Genomic DNA, 19,582 nt, shown 5'->3' on the forward strand with positions numbered 1-19,582 from the left:
GCAATCCCCTCGACAAGGTCACCGGCGGTAGGGACGATGCTTGTCGCGCCCGCTGACACCTCGCTGACCTGCAACTGACGCAGAACCGGTGCCGGGGCGCCTCACGGCGCCCCGGCGGTGTTGCCCGTCGTGCGTGCGCGGCGGCGGCCGGTCAGCCGCAGCCGCCGGCGTGGCCGTCGTCGATCGACGGGCCGAGGCGCACCGCGCCGTTGTGCGGCTGCGGCGTGGTGGCCGCGGTGACCGTGACGCCCTTGCCCCGCAGGTAGGCGGCGAAGTCGTCGAGCCGGTCCAGGCCCCAGAAGCGGGTGAACCCGTGGACGAAGAACGGCACGCCGAACACCCCGTCCTCACCGGCCTGCGCCAGCAGCCTGGTCCCCTCGGCCCGCAGCCCCGGGTCGTCGACGGCCCCGGCGACCAGGTCGGGGTCGATGCCCAGCGAGGCGCCGATCTCCCCGACCACCTTCGGGTCGCAGATGTCCCGGCCCTCCAGGAAGCGCGCCTGGTAGCAGGCCGCGATGTACGCCCGGCCCCGGCCCTTGGCCTCGGCCACCAGGTAGCCCAGGTGCGGCACCTCCCAGACCGAGTCCCGGTCCACCGGCCAGGTCATGTCCAGACCGCGGGCCTTGGCGAGCCGGCCGATGTCCTGGAGGATGTACATGTTCTTGGCCCGGGTCATCTCGCCGACCACGTACTCGCCGCCGTACTCGGCGAGCATCTGCGTGGTCTTCGCGTCCGGCTCGCAGAACGGCACCCACTCGACCGCCTCGGCCACGTCCGGCAGCCGGGTGGTCAGTTCCCGGTGGAGCAGCCAGGAGTACGGGCTGCGCAGGGAGAAGTAGAAGCGCGGAATCTTGTGCTTGGCCATGCCGGAAGCCCTCCTTTCGATGTCTGGACGAATCAGGTCGCGCGGCCTCAGACGACGAGGCCGCCGTCGACGCCGAACACCTGGCCGGTGATGTAGGAGGCGCGCTCGGAGACCAGGAAGGAGACCAGGTCGGCGACCTCGTCGGCGCGGCCGAACCGGCCCAGCGGGATCCGCTCGGCCATCTTCCCGGCGTAGCCCTCGGTGAGCCCGGAGATCATGTCGGTCTCGATGAACCCGGGCGCGACCGCGTTGGCCCGGATCCCGTACGGGCCGGCCTCCTTGGCCACCGCCTTGGTGAATCCGATCAGCCCGGCCTTGGAGGCCGAGTAGTTGGACTGGGTGGCGTTCCCGTACACGCCGGCCACCGACGAGAGGGTGACCACCGAGCCGGCGCGACGCTTCATCATCGCGAACACCGCGGCCTTGCAGACGTGGTAGGTGCCGTCGAGGTTGGTCCGCAGCACCGCGTCCCAGTCGGCCTCGGACAGCAGCACCAGCGGGTTGTCGCGGACGATGCCGGCGCAGGACACCACCGCGTGCAGCGGGCCCAGCTCCTTCTCCACGCCCCGGACCAGGTCCCGGACCTCGCCGTGCGAGGAGACGTCGACCCGGCGGGCCAGCACGGCGGCGCCGTGCTTCCGCGCCGCCTCGGCGACGGCCCCGGCCGCGTCCTCGTCGGCCCGGTAGCAGAACGCGACGTCGTAGCCGTCGCGGGCCAGCCGGTCCACCACCGCGGCGCCGATCCCCCGGGAGCCGCCGGTCACCAGGGCCACCCTGCGGGGCTCCGCCCCGTGCGCGGTCCCGGTCACCGTGCCCACCCGCCCACGACCGCACAGCCGACCAGGCCGTCCCGCTCGATGCCGGTGACCAGCGCGACGCCGTCCGGGGCGAGCCCGCCGAGCTCCGCCCTGGCCAGGACGGCGGCCAGTTGGAGACCGGTGGCCGCGCCGGCGGTGTCGCCGAGCAGCGGACGGCAGCGGATCCACTCCGGCCCCGCCCCGGGGCCGAGCACCTCGGCCAGCGCCTGCTCCTCGACGGTGTCGAGGCCGTCGCCCGCGCCGAGCGGGGCGATCAGGACGACATCCCCGGGCCGGACGCCGGCCCGGTCGAGCGCGTCGCGGACGCAGGCGGCGAGCGCCCCGCGGGCGTCACCGCGCTCGGCGAAGGACCGGAACCCGGTGCCGAGCAGCCGGGCCAGCGGGGTCCGCCCGGACTCGAGCGCGTCCTGAGCGCGCTCCAGCAGGCAGACCGAGGCGCCCTCCCCCAGCGCGGTCGTGCGGTCCTCGCCCACCCGGCCGTGCCACTCCAGCCAGGCCCGCTGCTCCGAGTACTCCTCGGCGGCGCCGCACAGCACCCGGGCGCAGTGGCCGCCGCGGTGCAGCCGGGCCGCGTAGCTGAGCGCGAGCAGCCCGGCCAGCCGGCCGCCGGTGACCGTGGTGTTGGGCCCCTTGAGGCCGTGCCAGATGGCGCTCTGCCCGGCCGCCCGGTTCATGATGGCGTTCGGGAAGTGGGCCGGCTCCACGTGGTAGGGCCGCTCGCCGGTGAACGAGCCCTTGGTGAAGTCCATGGTGCTCTGGACGCTGCCGGAGCCGGTCCCGAGCACCAGCCCGATCTGTTCCGGACGCTCCGTCAGTTCCGGTCCGCAGTCCGCCAGCAGCCGGCCGACGGCGGTGACGGTGATGGCCGTCACCCGGTCCATGCTGCGGGTGCCCTTGCGGCCGACGTACTTCGCGGCGCTGAAGTCCGGGATCAGGCCGGCCTCCCGGAACGGGCCCGGGTGCTGCTCGCCGTCCAGCGCGCGGACCGCCGGCCGGCCGGCCAGCACGCCCTCGCGGTACGGCTCGCTGCCCACGCCGTACGGGGAGACCGCCGACCAGGCGGTGAAGACCAGTCCCGTCCGGTCCGGCGTCCGGTCCGCCGATGGCCCGCCGGCGGTCTGCTGCGCGGTGGTCACGACGCCTCCCGGTAACGGCCGAGGATCAGCACGGCGTTGTTCCCCCCGAAGGCGAGCGCGTTGTTCTGGACCATGTTCAGCTCGGCGGCCCTCGCCTCGTTGGGCACGCAGTCCACGCCGCACTCCGGGTCGGTCTCACGGTGGTTGATGGTGGGCGGGATGAAGCCCTCGACGATCGCCAGCGCACAGGCGGCCGAGGCCAGCGCGCTGGCCGCGCCCATCGAGTGCCCGATCATCGACTTGATCGAGACCACCGGCGGCGGCGTGCTGAACACCTGCCGGATGGCGCCGGCCTCGGTCACGTCGTTGGCCTTGGTGCCGGTGCCGTGCGCGGAGATGAAGTCGATGTCCTCCGGCTTGATCCCGGCGTTGCGGTGGGCGATCTCCATGCAGCGGGCCAGGCTGTCCCGGTCCGGCGCGACCGGGTGGTGCGCGTCGCAGTTCAGCCCGTACCCGAGCACCTCGGCGTAGATCCGCGCGCCGCGGGCCCGCGCCGACTCCAGGCTCTCCATCAGCAGGATGCCGGCCCCCTCACCGGTGAGGATGCCCCGGCGGTCCTTGTCGAACGGCCGGCAGGCGTCCGGCGCGATGGTGCCGAGCCGGTAGAAGCCGGAGAAGGTCTTGCGGCAGACCGCGTCGGCCCCGCCGCACAGGGCGATCTCGGCGTCGCCGTGGCGGATGGCGTCGAAGCCGCTGCCGATGGCGTAGTTCCCGGCCGAGCAGGCGGTCGGGATGGTCAGCGCCTCGACGTCGGTCAGCCCGAGTTCCCGGACGATGCCGAGCGACAGCCCGCCCGCCTGGGTCCGCCGGACCACCTCGGGCGCCCACGACTCGGGGCCGTGCTCCAACTGCTGGGCGACCAGGCCGTCCAGGTCGCGGGACTCCGCGTCGGTGGTGCCGACCGAGACCAGCGCCCGGCGGCGCCGGAGCTCCTCCGCGCTCAACCCGCTGTCGGCCACCGCCATGTTGGCGGCGGCCACGGAGAACTGGGTGGCGCGCCCCAGCTCGTCCGGGTCGGTCCGGTGGATCCACTGCGCCGGGTCGAAGTCGTCGACCTCGCACCCGTTGGCGTGGGCGAATCCCGTCGTGTCGAAGGCGGTGATCGGCTTGACCCCGCTCCGGCCGGCCCGCAGACCGTCCAGGAAGGCCTGGACGCCGAGGCCGATACTGGTGACCACGCCGAGGCCGGTGATCACGACGCGGCGTGGCCGTTGCTCGTTGTCGTGCACGTGCACTCCCGTCCGAGACCCGGTCTACGCCTTGGCGGCCAGTGCGTCTTCCACCACGGCGGCCACGCCGTTCAGGTCGACCATGCGGGAGAGTTCGGCCTGGTCGATGTCGATGCCGAAGGCACGCTCGAGCTGGGAGAGGATCTCGATGGCGCCCATCGAGTCGGCGTCGTGGTCCTCCTTGAAGCGGCTGGTGTCGGTCACCTCGTCCGGGTCGATCTCCAGGATGTCGCAGACGAGTTCCTTGATCTGGGCGCGACGCTCAACGTCGGTGTTCAGGGTCATGCCGGCCATGCTGGTCGAGCGAGCTGACAGGGCTCTGATCCACCGCTGACCGGCCGCTGACGGGGCCGGCCAGATACCCGCTCAATTCGGTGAATTCCGACGGGTGTTCGGCGATCCAGGCCCAGTAGCGGGGGATGGATCGGGCGTACTCGCAGTAGTATTGCCGGACCGTCCCGGCGAGCCGGTCCACGGTGGCCCGGCCGAGCAGACCGCTGCGCCACATCAGCTGCATCTCCGTCCACCGGGTGCCCGCGATCGGCACCAGGCGGACATCGCTGGTGGCCCCGGTCGGGGTCGCCAGGGCGGCCGCCCCGCCGTCACTGACCCAGCTCATCGCCTCGGCGTGGCTGGCGACGCGGTGCAGCAGCTCGGGTCCGGAGCCGAAGCTCTCGAACAGCGCCGACTCGACCCGGTGGAACCAGTGGTCACGGGTGAAGCGGACCCAGGTGAGGGAGGCGAGTTCGGTGGTACCCAGCACCGGCCGCGCGGCCATCGGATGCCCCTTCGGCAGGGCCACCCAGACGGGTTCGCGCACCACCACGAGCCGGGACAGCACGGGGTCCGCCCCGGCGTCCGGGAGCCCGGCGCCGACGCCGGCGCCCGGCACCAGCGCGGCGGTCAGCGTGCCGCGGCGCAGGGCGGCGACGGCGGCGTCCGGTCCGACCGTCTCGGTCCACACCTGGGTCCCGGGGAGCGCGGCCTGCAGCGCGCCGCGGAGCGTCGGCGGAGTCCACTCGGCGTTCCCGAAGTACAGGGTGTCCTGCCCCGTGGCGGAGGCCTCGGCGATCAACGCGTCGGCGCGCTCCACGAGGTCCAGCATCATGGGTATGAGTCGCTCGCCCAGAATGGTCGGAACGACTCCCGAGCGCGACCGGACGAAGAGTTCGCCGCCCATGGCTTTTTCGATTCTTCGCAGCTGCGCGGTGAGTGAAGGCTGTGGAATCTTGAGCTCGACCGCAGCCTTGGATATGCTTTGAGTGGCCGATATTGCCGCGACGACTCTGGCATGGCGAAGCTCGACATTCACACTGCCCCCCTAGCCGGTCGGAATCTCCCAAAAATGACACGGCCGGCCCCCGCCAACCGCCAGAAATGAAATTCCGAGAAATCCTCCTGCACACCGGCAAGAGCATTCACGATGCTAGCAGGGCATACCTGCATCGTCCACCAAGAGACGTTACCCGATCTTGGTGGACTTTTTTATGCCGCGCGGCACTTGCCACGGCGGCGCCCGGCCGGGACCCGCCCGGCGCACTAGCCGGCATGGACCCCCAGTGCCCGGCGGGGTTCACCCAGCACCGCGTCCTGCTCCAGGATCGCCTGGTAGACCCGGTGCATCGCGCGGCCCGGTTCCAGGCCCAGATCGCTGACCAGTCGCCGGCGGGCGCCGTGGAAGACGTCCAGCGCCTCGGTCTGCCGGCCCTCCTGGTAGAGCGCGAGCATCAGCAGCTCGCTCAGCCGCTCGCGCTCCGGGTACTCCACCGACTTCTCTCTCAACTCCGCTATGGACACCCGTTTCTGACGGAGATGCAGACGCGCCTCGGTGAGGTCCTCGTAGGCGGTGACCCGGCGCTCCTCCAGATGGGCGGCCTGGATCCGGCAGTGCATGCCCTCGCAGGAGTTCACCGCGTCCTGGAGGGCGGGACCGCGCCACAGCGCGAGTGCCCTTTCGAGCACCACCACCGCGTCGGCCGGGCAACGGCCGAGCAGGTCCGCGCCGGCCTCCGCCAGCGCGAGGAAGCGGTGGGCGTCCACCGCCTCGGCCGGGACGTCCAGCAGATAGCCGTTGGCGACCGTGCGCACCAGCTCGTCCTCCCCGGTCACCGACTGAAGCAGCTTGCGAAGTCGGCCGATATTCGCCTGCAACGCGTTTCTGGCATTGGCGATGCGCTGCTCCGCCCACAACTCGTCGATGAGCCGGTCAAAAGTCACCACCGATCCCGGTGCGGTCGCCAGGAGGGTCAGCACCGCGCCGACCCGCTTCGACGCGACCGCCCACCGGCGATTCCCGACGGACAAGGAAAGAGAACCGAGCAGTAGTATTTCCACGGCAAGGACCCCCGTCGACGTAGGCTTTGGCCCATCGTGCCGAATCTGTCAGGTCCCGGGAAATACCATCTCGCCGGTGCATGTCATACGGAATGGTATGGCCGGGCAGGGAACGCGGGGAGGCGCCGGACCGGGCGGGGGTCCCGATCCGACGCCGGTCTGCGGCAGGGTTGTCAGACACCTGTTCCCACGGTCGCCGGGCCCGCGGCCGGCTGGAGCGGGCCGCCCTGCTCGGGGGTGCGGGTCGGCCACCAGCTCAGCCGCCCGAGCAGGGTCAGCGCGGCCGGCAGGATCATCACCCGGATGATGAAGGCGTCCAGCAGCACCGCGACCGCGAGGCTGAAGCCGATCTGCTTCATCTCCGCGAGGTGCAGGAACATGAAGCTGGCGAAGACCGTCACCATGACGACGGCGGCACTGGTCACGACCTTGGCCGAGCGGGCGATGCCGTCGATGACCGCCTGCCGCGTGGGCATCCCGGCCAGGACGGCCTCCCGGATCCGGCTGACCACGAAGACCTGGTAGTCCATCGACAGGCCGAAGAGGATCACGAAGAGGAAGAGCGGCACCCGGGAGCCGATCGCGTTGGTGGCACTGGAGTCGAACCCGAACAGGGTGGAGGCCAGGCCCCACTGGAAGAAGATCACCAGCAGGCCGAGCGAGCCGCCGACCGAGAGCAGGTTCAGCGCGATGCCGACCAGGCCGATGACCACCGAGCGGAACACCACCGCCGTCATCAGGAAGGTCAGCAGCAGCAGGAAGCCGACCACCAGCGGCAGCTTGTCGTTCTGGTGGGTGAGGTAGTCCGCGTCGCGGGCCGAGTCCCCGGTCACCCCGTACTCGGCGCCGGCCAGCTTGCCGAGCGTCGCGGGCACGTAGTCGTCGCGGAGGTGGTCCAGCGAGGCGGCCGCCTCGTGCGAGCTCTGCCGGAACGGCACCGCCAGGGTGAGCCGGCTGACCCGCTTGTCCTGCGAGGTCCTCAGCTCCGGCTGCACCCCCTGGGCGAACACCGGGTCGGCCTGGGCCTTCCGGCCGAGGTCCTGGAGCGCCGCGGCGACCGCGCCGGCCTCGCCGGGTTCCGCGCTCACCACCACGGTGTGCTGGACCCGCAGGTGCGGGAAGGCGTCGTTCAGCCGGTCGTAGGTCTGCATCGCCGGGATCTGCCGGGAGTGGGTGTCCCGGTTCAGCACCCGCAGCTCCATCCCGAAGGCCGGCAGCGCCAGCAGGAGCATCGCCAGCCCGGAGACCAGCAGGGTCAGGCCCGGACGCTCGCTGGCCGGCCGCAGGACGGCGGTCCACACCTTGCCCAGCTCCGCCTTGCGCGGCGCGGCCGTCCTCGGCGCCTTGCCGCGCGCGGCGTCCCTGGCCGCCCGGCGGGCCGCCCGGCGCTCGGCCCGGTGACCGGTCTTCACCAGCAGGGCCGGCAGCGCGGTCATCGAACTCGCCATGGCGACCAGGACGACGACGATGGCACCGGTGGCCAGCGAGGAGAAGATGATGTCGGTGGCCAGGTACAGCGTGGCGGTCGAGACGATCACCGCGACGCCGGAGACCATCACCGCCCGGCCCGAGGTCGCCGCGGCGATGCCGACCACGGCCTCCGGGCTCAGCCTGCCGCCGCTGTTCTTCTGCTCCTCGCGCTCGCGCTTGAGGTAGAAGAGCGCGTAGTCGACGCCGACCGCCATGCCGATCAGCAGGATGACGTTGTTGCCCACCCCGGCGTCCGGCATGACGTGCGAGACCACCATCGACAGGCCCATCGCCGCCATGATCGAGGAGACCGCCAGCAGCAGCGGGACGCCGACCATGAGCACCGAACCGAACACCACGGCCAGGGTGACCAGGGTGACCGGGAAGGTGATCGCCTCGGACGCCGCGAGGTCCGAGCTGCGCTGGTCGTTGAGCCCCTTGCTGACCGACCCGCTGCCGGTCTCCTCGACCACCAGGTCGGGGTTGGCCCGCTGCACCTGCGCCGTCTGCTCCTGCAGCGGCTCGACGTTCTTCTTGGCCTCCAGCTCGGGGCCCTTCATGGTGACCTCGACCATCACCATCCGGCCGTCGCCGGACCGCACCGGGGCGGCCACCTGCTCGACCTCCGCCAGCCTGCCCATCCGCGCGGCGATGTCCGCCGCCACGGCGTCGGCCTCGGCCTTGTCCAGCGAGCCGGACTTGGCGGAGATCATCACCTGCTCGGCCGGCTTGTGCTGGAGGCCGGCCGAGGCCGCGATCCTGTCCGCGCGGCCGGACTCGCCCACCCAGTAGTCCTTGGCCACCGCATTGTTGGTCCCGGCCGCGATGCCGACGCCGAGGCACAGCACGACGAACGCGAACCAACCGGCGATGGCCCGTCCGGGGTGCAGCGCACTCCAGCTCGCCACCCTCACGGTGATCGGCTGCTTCTTCACTGGCCCATGCTCCTTACCGATCGTCACGTCCATCATGTGTAAGTCGAGAATGACGGGTGTTGGGCTGAGGGGTCAACTGAAAGACGGACTCCGGCCAGAACGGCGAACTTTGGCCGTCCGAACGGGATTTCGACGCCGGACAGGCCGCGACCCCCGCCTCCGGGGGAGGACGGGGGTCGCGATCGGCGTGACCTGCCGTGCCCGGGCCGTCGCCCGGGGTCACCGGATCAGCCCCGGGCGGTCGTGTCGAGCTCCAGGGCGTGGGGGCCGTAGACCTCGTTGACCCACGAGGTCAGGTAGACGTTGTCGAGGTAGCGCTCGCCCAGGTCGGGCGCGATCGCCACCGCCACGGTCGGCTCGTCCCCCCGGTGGTCGGCCAGCCAGCCGAGCGCGCCGGCGAGCACCGTGCCGGTCGAGCCGCCGAACAGCAGCCCGCGGGCGGCCAGCCGGTGCGAGACCCGGACCGCCTCGATCTCCGGGACGTGCACGACGTCGTCGACGAACGACCGGTCGAGCAGCGGCGGCCGGACACCGGCGCCGAGCCCCGGGATCATCCGCGGCCCGGCCGGGGCGTCGAAGATGACCGAGCCGACCGAGTCCACCGCCACCACGGTCACCGGGCGGCCGGACTCCTTGAAGTAGCGCGCGCAGCCCATCAGGGTGCCGGTCGTCCCGGCGCCGACGAACAGCACGTCGAGGTCGGGGAACTGCTTGGCGATGGACGGCGCGGTGGTCCGGTGGTGGGCGATCCAGTTGTACTCGTTGCGGTACTGGTTCAGCCACAGGTACCGGTCGTCCCGCTCGCAGAGCCACCGGACGTGGGCCAGCCGGGCACCGAGGAAGCCGCCCGCCGGGGCGGGCTCGGTGACCGTGTGCACCTCGGCGCCCATCGCCTCCATCATCCGGCGGGTGGCCGGGTTGCACCGGGTGTCGGTCACGCAGAGGAAGCGGTAGCCCTTGCCGGCCGCGATCAGGCTGAGGGCGACACCGAGGTTCCCGGAGGAGGACTCCACCAGCACCGAACCGGGGCGGAGCGCGCCGCGGTCCTCGGCGTCGGCCACCATCGCCGCGGCGGCCTTGAGCTTGATCGAGCCGGCGAAGTTGAACGCCTCGCACTTCAGGTAGAGCGGGGCCCCCAGGGACGGACGCAGGTCCACGAAGAGGTCGTCGACGTGGAAGTCCTCCGGTGCGGAGATGACGGGCATCGCCACCCCGCCTCAGGAGCCGGCCGCGGCGGCGTGCCCGTACCGGTCGACCTCGTGGAAGAACCCCTCGACCACCTGCAGCCCGCCCTCGCGGCGCACCTCGTCCAGGACGTACCGGCCGAGGGCCAGGTCCAGGATCCCCAGGCCGAAGGGCGAGAAGACCACCGTCCGCCCGGCCGGCACCCGCAGGCCGCCGGTCAGCACGTCGTACAGCGTCCCGTCGACGAAGTCCCGTCCGCCGGTGAGCTGTTCGGCCAGGTGCGGGGAGGTGTCGGCCTTCAGGCAGTGCTCGACGTCGTCCAGCACGTTCACCGCGGTCAGCAGGACCTCGGGGGCCAGGTCGCGCAGCGAGACGTTGAGGACCACCGGGTGGTGGTCGAACCAGCCCGGGTCGGTGAGGTGCGGGGCGGAGGCGACGGTGGCCAGCACCACGAGGTCCGAGCCGCGGACCAGGTCCTCGGCCCGCTCGTGCACGGTGATCCGGCCGGCCGCCCCGGAGCGGTCCAGGTAGGAGCGGAAGCCGTCCGCGTGCCCGGCGGACAGGTCGTGCACGCCCACCTCGTCGAACTCCCAGCCGGTGGCGGCCAGATGGGTGTGGATGTAGCGGGCGATCAGCCCGGCCCCGATGAAGCCCACCCGCCGGGGGCGCTCCCGCTCCCGGGTGAGCCGGTCGGCCGCCAGCGCCGCCGACGCGGCCGTCCGCGCCGCGCTGACGATCGAGCTCTCCAGACAGGCCAGCGGATAGCCGGTCGCCGGGTCGTTGAGGATCAGCACCGCGGACGCCCGGGGGATTCCGGCCGCCACGTTCCCGGGGAAGCTGGAAATCCACTTGAGCCCGTCCACCGGCGAATCCCCGCCGATCGACGCGGGCAGCGCGATGATACGCGAGGAGGGCCGGTCGGGGAATCGCAGGAAATACGACGGGGGATTCACGGTGGCGCCTTCGCCGTGCAGCCGGTAGGCCGCCTCCACCAATTCGACCGTCCGCTTCTCCTGGCCGGACAGCACACGGTGGACCTGCTCGCCGGGGATCACCGCGAACGGCGGCACCTGTCCTTGCCGGGTCATGCGCTGTGTCATGCAGAACTCCATTGCAGCTCGAGTGCCGTCCGGCACCGCCGACGGCGCCATCCTGGCCAGCGGCACTGACACCACGCTGACGCCCGGCCCGGCCGACGGCCGACCCCCCGGTCGACCTGCGAGTTTCACGGATGCCTGAAAAACGTAGCCGGTAATTGCCGCCGAACCTAGGCTTCATTTTCGGTGGCGCCACCACAGGGATATTCGAAGCCAGCTCCAGCGAAAGGATTCAGCCATGCTCAACAAGGTTGTGATCGTCGGCGGCGGAACCGCCGGCTGGATGACCGCCTCCTATCTCAAGGCGGCTTTCGGCGAGCGCATCGACATCACCCTGGTGGAATCCGGGAACGTCGGCACGGTGGGCGTCGGCGAGGCCACCTTCAGCGATATCCGGCACTTCTTCGAGTTCCTCGGGCTCAAGGAGAAGGACTGGATGCCGGCCTGCAACGCCACCTACAAGCTGGCCGTCCGCTTCGAGAACTGGCGCGAGCCCGGCCACTACTTCTACCACCCGTTCGAGCAGATGCGGTCGGTCAACGGCTTCCCGCTGACCGACTGGTGGCTGCAGAACGGGCCGACCGACCGCTTCGACAAGGACTGCTTCGTGATGGCGTCGGTCATCGACGCCGGCCTCAGCCCCCGGATGCTCGACGGCACCCTGATCGACCAGCCGTTCGACGAGAAGGCCGGCGAGATGCACGGACTCACCATGTCCGAGCACCAGGGCAAGACGCAGTTCCCCTACGCCTACCACTTCGAGGCCGCGCTGCTGGCCAAGTACCTGACCAAGTACTCGGTCGACCGCGGCGTCACCCACGTCGTCGACGACGTCCAGGAGGTCCAGCTGGACGACCGCGGCTGGATCACCGGGGTCCGCACCCGCGAGCACGGCGACCTCACCGGCGACCTGTTCGTCGACTGCACCGGCTTCCGCGGCGTGCTGCTGAACAAGGCCCTGGAGGAGCCGTTCATCTCCTACCAGGACACCCTGCCGAACGACAGCGCGGTCGCCCTCCAGGTGCCGATGGACATGGAGCGCCGGGGCATCCGCCCCTGCACCACCGCCACCGCCCAGGACGCCGGCTGGATCTGGACCATCCCGCTGATGGGCCGGGTGGGCACCGGCTACGTCTACGCCAAGGACTACCTCTCCCCCGAGGAGGCCGAGCGGACCCTGCGCGAGTTCGTCGGACCCGCCGCGGCGGACGTCCCGGCCAACCACATCCGGATGCGGATCGGGCGCAGCCGCAACTCCTGGGTCCGCAACTGCGTGGCGGTCGGCCTGGCCAGCGGGTTCGTCGAGCCCCTGGAGTCGACCGGCATCTTCTTCATCCACCACGCGATCGAGCAGCTGGTGAAGAACTTCCCGGCGGAGGACTGGAACCCGACCCACCGGGAGCTCTACAACAGCGCCGTCGCCAACGTCATGGACGGCGTGCGGGAGTTCCTGGTGCTGCACTACGTCGGCGCCAAGCGGGCCGACAACCAGTACTGGCGGGACACCAAGACCCGGAGCATCCCGGACGCGCTGGCCGAGCGGATCGAGCGCTGGAAGACCCAGCTGCCGGACTCCGAGACGGTCTTCCCGCACTACCACGGGCTGCCGGCCTACTCCTACATGTGCATCCTGCTCGGCACCGGCGGCATCGAGCTGAAGCCCTCGCCCGCGCTGGCACTGTCCGACCCGGCCGCCGCGGAGCACGAGTTCCGGCTCATCCGGGAGAAGACCGAGCGGCTGACCCGGACCCTGCCCAAGGCCTACGACTACTTCGCCGCCCAGATGCGCTGACCGGCGCCGCTCCGACCGGAAGGGAAGGACCGGCATGGACGCCCTCGGGCTCCTGATCCGCATCGCACACCTGGCCGCCGCGCTGGCCGTGGTCCTGCTGATCGCCAAGCTGGGCAGGAGCGCCGCCGAGCGGTTGCGCCAGCCCGGCGTCATCGGGGAGATCCTGGCGGGGCTGCTGGCCGGACCGGCCGCGCTCGCCCTGCTCGGTGACCGCGCCTTCGACGCGGCCCTGCCGCCGGTGGTGCTCGACGACGTCAAGCTGGTCGCCGAGGCCGGCCTGGTGCTCTTCCTGGTCGGCCTGGCCCACAAGCTGCGGATCGGCCCCAACCGGCCGCCCCGCCGCGCCACCGCGTGGGTCTCGGCGGGATCCCTCGGGCCGCCGCTGGTGACCGGGCTGCTGCTGGCCGGCTGGGTGCTGGTCACCGGCGACGAGGCGGCCCGGGGCAGCGCCCCGCTGCCCGCCTTCCTGCTGATGACCGCGGTGACGATGTCCATCACCGCGGTGCCCGTGCTGGCCCGCATCCTGGCCGACCGGGGCCTGAGCGAGACCACCGCCGGGCGGCTGGCCCTCGCCTCGGCGATCGTCATCGACGCCCTCGGCTGGCTGCTGCTGACGGCCGCGATCGGCCTGGGCGCCGGCGACCCGGCCGAGTCCCTGCGCTCCGCCCTGGCGCTGCTGTTCGGCGGCGGGTGCGCGCTCCTCGTCCGGTACACCCTGCGCACCCGGATCGCGCAGGACCTGTGCCGGCGGCTGCCGGTGCCCGCCGCGATCGTGCTCGGCGCGGCGGCGCTGGCGGTGGCCTTCACCGTGGAGGAACTCGGGATGACCGCGATCCTCGGGGCGGCCGCGGTCGGCCTGGCGATCCCCGGGGACGACGCCGCCCCGTGGGCCCGGGCGGTCACCTCGGTGTCGAAGGCCGGCCGGCTGCTGGTGCCGACCTTCTTCGCGGCCACCGGGATCACCGTGCTCAACCGGGCCTTCTCCACCGCCTCGTGGTCGCTGATCCTGGTGACCGTGCTGCTCGGCTGCCTCGGCAAGGGGCTGGGCGGCTACCTCGGGGCCCGGCTCGGCGGCGAGGGCCCGCACACCGCGCGCCGGATCGGCGTGCTGATGAACACCCGCGGCCTGACCGAGCTGATCGTGATCCAGGCCGGCTTCAGCGCCGGGATCCTCACCCCGCCGATGGTGCTGGCGCTGATCGCCATGGCGGTGGCGACCACGATGATGACCGGGCCGCTGCTCAACCTGGTGGACCGTCGCGCCCCCGCCGTCCAGACCGGGCCCGCCGCCGTCACCGCCGTCCCCGTCCCCGCCCTCCGTCCCGTCGACCAGGAAAGCGGTGCGCGATGACCGACTCCACCCTGCGCTCCGAGGCCGGGGTGACGGCCGACGAGTTCCGGACGATGATGAGCGGCTTCCCGACCGGCGTGGCGGTCACCACCACCTACCTGGACGGTGTGCCGCGCGGGATGACCTGCTCCTCGATGTGCAGCGTCACCCTCGAACCCCCCACCCTGCTGGTCTGCCTGAGAGTCGGCAGCCCGACCCTGGAGGCGATCGTCAAGAGCGGCGCCTTCGCGGTCAACCTGCTGCACGAGAGCGCCCGGGAGACCGCCCGGCTGTTCGCCTCCGGCAACCCCGACCGCTTCGACCTGATCGACTGGGAGTCGGCGCCGGACTCGGCCGGACCGCACCTGGTGCGGGACGCCGGCACGGTGGCCGACTGCGAGGTGGCCCTCACCCAGCGGGTCGGCGACCACGTCACCGTCTTCGGCGGGGTCCGGCGGATCACCGACCGGGACCCCCGCCCCCCGCTGCTCTACGGTCTGCGCCAGTTCCGTTCCTGGTCGGCGATCTGACGACCGGTCACCCGCAGGAGGCCCGGCTCGGAGTGACGAGCCGGGCCTTCGCGCCGCCCGGCCGCCGGACCCGGGGCGGGCGCTCCCGGCCGTCATTGACAGTCACCTGCGCCATATGTAAGTTCCACATTACAGGTGGGAGCTTGGGGTGGTTGCGGATGACCAGCGAGGAGCTTCTGGCGCTGCTCGCTGCCCTGGGACACGCACAGCGCCTCCGGGTGATCGCCGAGCTGTCCGGCGGCCGGATGTACGTGAGTGAACTGGCCAGGCGGCTGGGCGTGTCCCGGCCGCTGCTCTACATGCACCTGGAGCGCCTGGAGACGGCGGGCCTGGTCGTGGGCCGGCTGGAGCTGTCCCCGGACGGCAAGGCGCTCAAGTACTACGAGCTGGCCCCGTTCGACGTGCACCTCACCGCGGACACCGTCCTCGCGGCGCTCCGCGAGGACCAGTCGGACGGGAAGGGGAAGAGCACATGACCGGCGCCACCATCGCCATCACCCTGGTACTGATCATCACCCTCGGCATCACCACCGGGACGGTCGCCTTCTTCCGCCTCCAACGGCACCGCGCGGACGCCGTGGCGATGGCCGAGTACCGGCGCCTCGCCGAGGAGGCCGTCGCCGGCCAGGAGGTCCTGCACGGCCGGCTGAGCGAGCTCCACGACCGGCTGGAGGCCGTCGAGACCCTGCTGCGGAGCGTCGAGTGAGCCGCCCCGGCCGGCCGCCGCACCGCCCCGCGCCGGACGACCCCCGGCTGCTCGGCGACCGGCTGGACGGCGGAGCGGGCCCGCTGTCGACGCTGTTCTCCGCCGCCCCCTGGCGGGCCGCCGGCTACCTCGCCGGCTACCTGGTGGCCGCCCCCGGCCTGTTCGCCGTCTCCCTGCTCGCCGTCCTGGCCGGCGCCGTGCTCAGCCTGTTCAGCTTCACCGTGCTGCTGGTCTCCGGCTCCGCCTGGGTCCTGCGCTGCTGCGCCCAGGTGGAGCGCGGGCGCGCCGTCCTGGTCGCCGACCCGATCCCCTACCGCTACCGGGACTCCGCCGGGCTCGACCTCACCGCCAGGCTCCGCACCCGGCTGGGCGACGCCGCCGTCGGCCGCGACTGCGCCTACCTGGTGCTGCTCTTCCCCCCGCTGCTGCTGCTCGACGCCGCCGCCCTGCTGGTCTGGCTGGTCCTGCTCGCCGGGGTCTCGCTGCCGCTCTGGTTCCGGGCCGTCGACAGCACCCACGCCGACGGGACCGTCGCCCCCGGCGTGCGGATCGGCCCGTCCGCCGACGGCCCGGCGCTCTGGCTCGACACCTGGCCGGCCGCGCTCGGCGCCGCCGTGCTCTGCCTGCTGCTCGCCGCGCTCTGGAGCCGGCCCCTGGTCGCGGCCGCCCGGCTGCACCTGCTGGTCGCCCGGACCCTGCTCCGCCCGCCCACCGATCCGCTCGCCGCGGCCAGGCGCGTCCTCGCCGAACCGGGCCCGCTGGCGCGCCTGCGCCACGGCTGAACCCGTACCACGCCCGACACCGCCCGGAAGGGGCAGCACAGATGAACGGGACACCGACTCCGCACCCGGAGGCCGTGGTGCGGCTCGACGACGTCCGCAAGATCTACCGCGGTTCCAAGAACACCGTGGCCGCCCTCGAAGGCGTCACCGTCGGCCTGCCCCGGGGCAGCTTCACCGCGGTGATGGGCCCGTCCGGCTCGGGCAAGAGCACCTTCCTGCACTGCGCCGCCGGGCTCGACCGGCCGACCTCCGGCTCGGTGCGGCTGGACGGCGTGGAGCTGACCGAACTCGGCGAACGCGAGCTGACCAGGCTGCGGCGGGAGCGGATCGGCTTCGTCTTCCAGGCCTTCAACCTGCTGCCCGCCCTCGACGTGGTCGACAACGTCACGCTGCCGCTGCGGCTGGCCGGCCGCCGCCCGGACAAGCGCGAGGTCGACGAGGTGATCGAGCGGGTGGGCCTGGCCGACCGCCGGCGCAACCGCCCCGGCGAGCTCTCCGGCGGCCAGCAGCAGCGCGTCGCCATCGCCCGCGCCCTGGTCACCAGGCCCGCCGTGGTCTTCGGCGACGAACCGACCGGCGCCCTGGACACCCACACCGCCCGCGAGGTGCTCGGCCTGCTGCGGGAGGCCGTCCAGTGGGCCGGCCAGACCGTGGCCATGGTCACCCACGACCCGGTCGCCGCCTCCCACGCCGACCGGGTGATCTTCCTGGCCGACGGCCGGATCGTCGGCACCCTGGAGCAGCCGACCGCCGACGAGGTGGCCGACCGGATGACCCAGCTCGGCGCCTGGGCGCAGGGCACGCCGCGCGGAGCCCGCCGATGATCAGGCTCGCACTGCAGACCCTGCGCTTCCACAAGGGCGGGTTCATCGGCTCCTTCGTCGCCCTCTTCCTCGGCGCCGCGCTGGTCATGGGCTGCGGCTCCCTGATGGAGACCGGCATCCACAACGCCGCGCCGCCCCAGCGGCTCGCCGCCGCGCCGATCGTGGTCACCGGCGACCAGGCGTACGCCGGCACCCGCCGCGACACCTTCCCGGAGCGGATCCGGGTGGACGCCGCCCTCGCCGCCGGGATCGAGGCGGTGCCCGGGGTCACCGGGACCGTCCCCGTGCTGTCCTTCGACACCGCGCTGCTGCGCGCCGGCGGTGCGCCCGGCCCGGAGGCGACCGGCCTCAACTGGTCGGCGGCCCGCCTCGCGCCCTACCACCTGGCCGAGGGCTCCGCCCCCCAGGAGTCCGGCGGCGTCGCGCTGGGCACCCGGCTCGCCGCGGCCGCCGGGCTGCGGCCCGGCGACGAGGTCCGGCTGGTGGTCCACGGCGAGCCGACCGTCCACCGGGTCACCGGCCTGGTCGACGGGCCCGCCGCCGACAGCACCCTCTTCGTCCCCGACGCCGACGCCGGCCGGGCCGTCGGCCGCCCCGGCCGGGTGGACTCGATCGGCGTCCTCACCGCCCCCGGCACCGCGGCCGGCCCGGTCCGCAAGGCCGTCGCCGCCGCGCTGGCCGGCTCCGGCGGACCGGTCACCGTGCTCGCCGGCGACGACCGCGGCCGGGCCGAGGACCCCGAGGTGGTGAGCCGCGGCCAGACCCTGATCACCCTCTCCGCGGTGTTCGGCGGCCTGTCCGCGTCGGTGGCCGTCTTCGTGGTGGCCGGCACCCTGGGCCTGTCCGTCCAGCAGCGGCGCCGCGAACTGGCCCTGCTGCGCGCCATCGGCAGCACCCCCGGCCAGCTGCGCCGCCTGGTGCTCGGCGAGACGCTGTTCCTGGCGGTGGCCGCCACCGCGCTCGCCGCCTGGCCCGGCCCCTGGGTCGGCCGCCGGCTGCTCGACGCCTTCTCCTCCGCCGGGGTGGTGCCGGAGAGCGTCGCCTTCCGGGCCGGCTGGGTCCCGCAGGCCGCCGGCGCGGGCGTCGCGCTGATCGCCGCCCTCGGCGCGGCGTTCATCGCCTCCCGCGCCGCCTCCCGCACCCGGCCCACCGAGGCGCTCGCCGAGGCGACCCTGCAGAGCCGCTGGTTCAGCTGGACCCGGCTGGTGTTCGCGGTGCTCTTCCTCGCCGGCGGCGCCGCGCTCGGCCTGGTCACCGCCACCATGGCGGGCCCGCAGGCCGGGAGCACCGCGATCCCGGGCGCGATGCTCTGGACGGCCGGCTTCGGGCTCCTCGGCCCCGGCCTCACCAAGGCGGCCGCCACCGTGCTCCGGCTCCCGCTGCGCGCGGTCACCGGGCTGGCCGGCCGGCTCGCCGCGCTGAACACCCGCGCCCGGGCGACCCGGACGGCGTCCGCCGTCCTGCCGGTGATGCTCGCCTCCGGGCTGGCCACGGCGATGATCTACCTCCAGACCACCCAGAGCGCCGGGGCCCAGGAGGCGTTCGAGGACAACCTCCGGGCCGACCTCGTGGTCGCCTCGGCCACCGGCGGGCTGCCGCTCTCCCTGGTGGACACCGTCACCCGGACGCCCGGGGTCGCGGCGGCCTCCGCACAGCTGTCCAGCGCGGGCTTCCTCGTCCCCCCGGAGCCGGCCGGCGGCCGGAAGGCCGATGACGACGACGCCCCGGAGCCCACCGAGGTGCTGCTCCAGGGCGTCACCGCCGCCGGGGTGGCCGGGACCACCTCCTACCGGGCGAAGGAGGGCGACCTCGGCGCGCTGACCGGCGACACGGTGGCGCTGCCGACCGGGACCGGCGGCCACCGGGTCGGCGACCTGGTGCCGATGCGGCTGGGCGACGGCACCCCGGTCACCCTGCGGGTGGTGGCCACCGTCGACGCCCGGCGCGGCTACGAGACCGCGCTGGTGCCCGCCGCCCTGCTGGCCCCGCACACCGACCGGGGCACCGTGCAGCAGATCCTGGTGAGCGCCGCGCCGGGCACCGACACCGGCCGGCTGCGCGCCGCGCTCGCCGCGCTCGGGGCCGAGCACCCCGGGCTCCAGGTGGCCACCAAGGCCGCCGTCGAGGCCGGCCGCGCCGAGCAGACCGACACCCAGACCTGGATGTCGTTCCTGGTGGTCGCCATGGTGATCGGCTACGCCACCATCGCGCTGGTGAACACCCAGGTACTGGCCACCAACGAGCGGCGGCGGGAGTTCATGCTCCAGCGGCTGATCGGCGCCGGGCGACGGCAGATCCTGCGGATGATGGCGGTGGAGGGCGTGCTGGTGGCCGGCTCCGGCATCCTGCTCGGGCTGGTGGTCGCGGCGGCCACCCTGATGCCGCTCAGCCTGAGCGTGCTCGGCTCGCCGCTGCCGCGGGGGCCGCTCTGGATCCTGCCGACCGTGACCGGCACGGCGCTGCTGCTGACCCTCGGGACGACCCTGCTGTGCACCGCGCTCATCCTGCGCGGCCGCCCCGCCGAGGCGGCGGGCAGCCCCGACTGAGCG

General features: G+C 73.0%; 18 protein-coding genes. 8 read left to right on the forward strand and 10 right to left on the reverse strand.

The window, feature by feature from the left end:
- Positions 1–151 precede the first annotated feature (151 nt).
- The 10 genes from ABTX81_RS04180 to sbnB form a co-directional block, all read right to left on the reverse strand.
- A complete protein-coding gene (locus ABTX81_RS04180) occupies positions 152–865 on the reverse strand; it encodes a 2-hydroxychromene-2-carboxylate isomerase (protein WP_350541406.1) in 714 nt (237 codons plus the stop codon).
- Between the two features lie 47 nt (positions 866–912).
- Positions 913–1,638 carry a 3-oxoacyl-ACP reductase FabG gene (gene fabG, locus ABTX81_RS04185; RefSeq protein ID WP_350541407.1) on the reverse strand — a complete coding sequence of 242 codons (726 nt, stop codon included), beginning with the start codon at positions 1,636–1,638 and terminating at the stop codon, positions 913–915.
- 32 nt (positions 1,639–1,670) lie between these two features.
- The gene (locus ABTX81_RS04190) at positions 1,671–2,819 is read right to left on the reverse strand and encodes a beta-ketoacyl synthase N-terminal-like domain-containing protein (protein ID WP_350541408.1); all 1,149 of its coding nucleotides are present in this window, start codon (positions 2,817–2,819) and stop codon (positions 1,671–1,673) included.
- Positions 2,816–4,048 (reverse strand): beta-ketoacyl-[acyl-carrier-protein] synthase family protein, encoded by a 1,233-nt coding sequence (locus ABTX81_RS04195; protein ID WP_350541409.1) that lies wholly within the window; start codon positions 4,046–4,048, stop codon positions 2,816–2,818. Before ABTX81_RS04195 ends, ABTX81_RS04190 begins: the two co-directional genes overlap by 4 nt.
- 24 nt (positions 4,049–4,072) lie before the next feature.
- The gene (locus ABTX81_RS04200) at positions 4,073–4,333 is read right to left on the reverse strand and encodes an acyl carrier protein (RefSeq protein WP_350541410.1); all 261 of its coding nucleotides are present in this window, start codon (positions 4,331–4,333) and stop codon (positions 4,073–4,075) included.
- On the reverse strand, positions 4,311–5,360 hold the full coding sequence (locus ABTX81_RS04205; RefSeq protein ID WP_350541411.1) for a LysR family transcriptional regulator: 1,050 nt from the start codon (positions 5,358–5,360) through the stop codon (positions 4,311–4,313). The genes ABTX81_RS04200 and ABTX81_RS04205 overlap by 23 nt, the downstream gene beginning before the upstream one ends.
- Positions 5,361–5,587: 227 nt before the next feature.
- Entirely contained in the window at positions 5,588–6,382 is a 795-nt protein-coding gene (locus ABTX81_RS04210) for an AfsR/SARP family transcriptional regulator (protein ID WP_350541412.1), read from the reverse strand.
- 173 nt (positions 6,383–6,555) lie between these two features.
- Entirely contained in the window at positions 6,556–8,820 is a 2,265-nt protein-coding gene (locus ABTX81_RS04215) for an MMPL family transporter (RefSeq protein WP_350541413.1), read from the reverse strand.
- 194 nt (positions 8,821–9,014) lie between these two features.
- Positions 9,015–9,992, reverse strand: coding sequence for a 2,3-diaminopropionate biosynthesis protein SbnA (sbnA, locus tag ABTX81_RS04220; RefSeq protein ID WP_350541414.1), 978 nt, complete (start codon positions 9,990–9,992; stop codon positions 9,015–9,017).
- Positions 9,993–10,004: 12 nt separating this feature from the next.
- Entirely contained in the window at positions 10,005–11,072 is a 1,068-nt protein-coding gene (gene sbnB, locus ABTX81_RS04225) for a 2,3-diaminopropionate biosynthesis protein SbnB (protein ID WP_350541415.1), read from the reverse strand.
- 235 nt (positions 11,073–11,307) lie between these two features.
- Between sbnB and ABTX81_RS04230 the strand changes: the two genes are divergently transcribed.
- The 8 genes from ABTX81_RS04230 to ABTX81_RS04265 all read left to right on the forward strand — a co-directional run bounded on the left by ABTX81_RS04230 (position 11,308) and on the right by ABTX81_RS04265 (position 19,579).
- A complete protein-coding gene (locus ABTX81_RS04230; protein WP_350541416.1) occupies positions 11,308–12,861 on the forward strand; it encodes a tryptophan halogenase family protein in 1,554 nt (517 codons plus the stop codon).
- A 34-nt stretch (positions 12,862–12,895) separates the two neighbouring features.
- Positions 12,896–14,212 (forward strand): cation:proton antiporter, encoded by a 1,317-nt coding sequence (locus ABTX81_RS04235; protein ID WP_350541417.1) that lies wholly within the window; start codon positions 12,896–12,898, stop codon positions 14,210–14,212.
- Positions 14,209–14,721 carry a flavin reductase family protein gene (locus ABTX81_RS04240; RefSeq protein ID WP_350541418.1) on the forward strand — a complete coding sequence of 171 codons (513 nt, stop codon included), beginning with the start codon at positions 14,209–14,211 and terminating at the stop codon, positions 14,719–14,721. The genes ABTX81_RS04235 and ABTX81_RS04240 overlap by 4 nt, the downstream gene beginning before the upstream one ends.
- A 158-nt stretch (positions 14,722–14,879) precedes the next feature.
- Positions 14,880–15,197, forward strand: a complete 318-nt coding sequence (locus ABTX81_RS04245) for an ArsR/SmtB family transcription factor (RefSeq protein WP_350541419.1) — start codon at positions 14,880–14,882, stop codon at positions 15,195–15,197.
- Positions 15,194–15,427, forward strand: coding sequence for a hypothetical protein (locus ABTX81_RS04250; RefSeq protein ID WP_350541420.1), 234 nt, complete (start codon positions 15,194–15,196; stop codon positions 15,425–15,427). The genes ABTX81_RS04245 and ABTX81_RS04250 overlap by 4 nt, the downstream gene beginning before the upstream one ends.
- Positions 15,424–16,209 carry a sensor domain-containing protein gene (locus ABTX81_RS04255; RefSeq protein WP_350541421.1) on the forward strand — a complete coding sequence of 262 codons (786 nt, stop codon included), beginning with the start codon at positions 15,424–15,426 and terminating at the stop codon, positions 16,207–16,209. The genes ABTX81_RS04250 and ABTX81_RS04255 overlap by 4 nt, the downstream gene beginning before the upstream one ends.
- Positions 16,210–16,250: 41 nt before the next feature.
- Complete coding sequence (locus ABTX81_RS04260) at positions 16,251–17,033, forward strand: ABC transporter ATP-binding protein (protein WP_350541422.1); 783 nt, start codon at positions 16,251–16,253, stop codon at positions 17,031–17,033.
- The gene (locus tag ABTX81_RS04265; protein WP_350541423.1) at positions 17,030–19,579 is read left to right on the forward strand and encodes an ABC transporter permease; all 2,550 of its coding nucleotides are present in this window, start codon (positions 17,030–17,032) and stop codon (positions 19,577–19,579) included. Before ABTX81_RS04260 ends, ABTX81_RS04265 begins: the two co-directional genes overlap by 4 nt.
- The last annotated feature ends 3 nt before the right edge of the window (positions 19,580–19,582 follow it).

Source organism: Kitasatospora sp. NPDC097605, assembly GCF_040302725.1.
Classification (GTDB): Bacteria; Actinomycetota; Actinomycetes; order Streptomycetales; family Streptomycetaceae; genus Kitasatospora.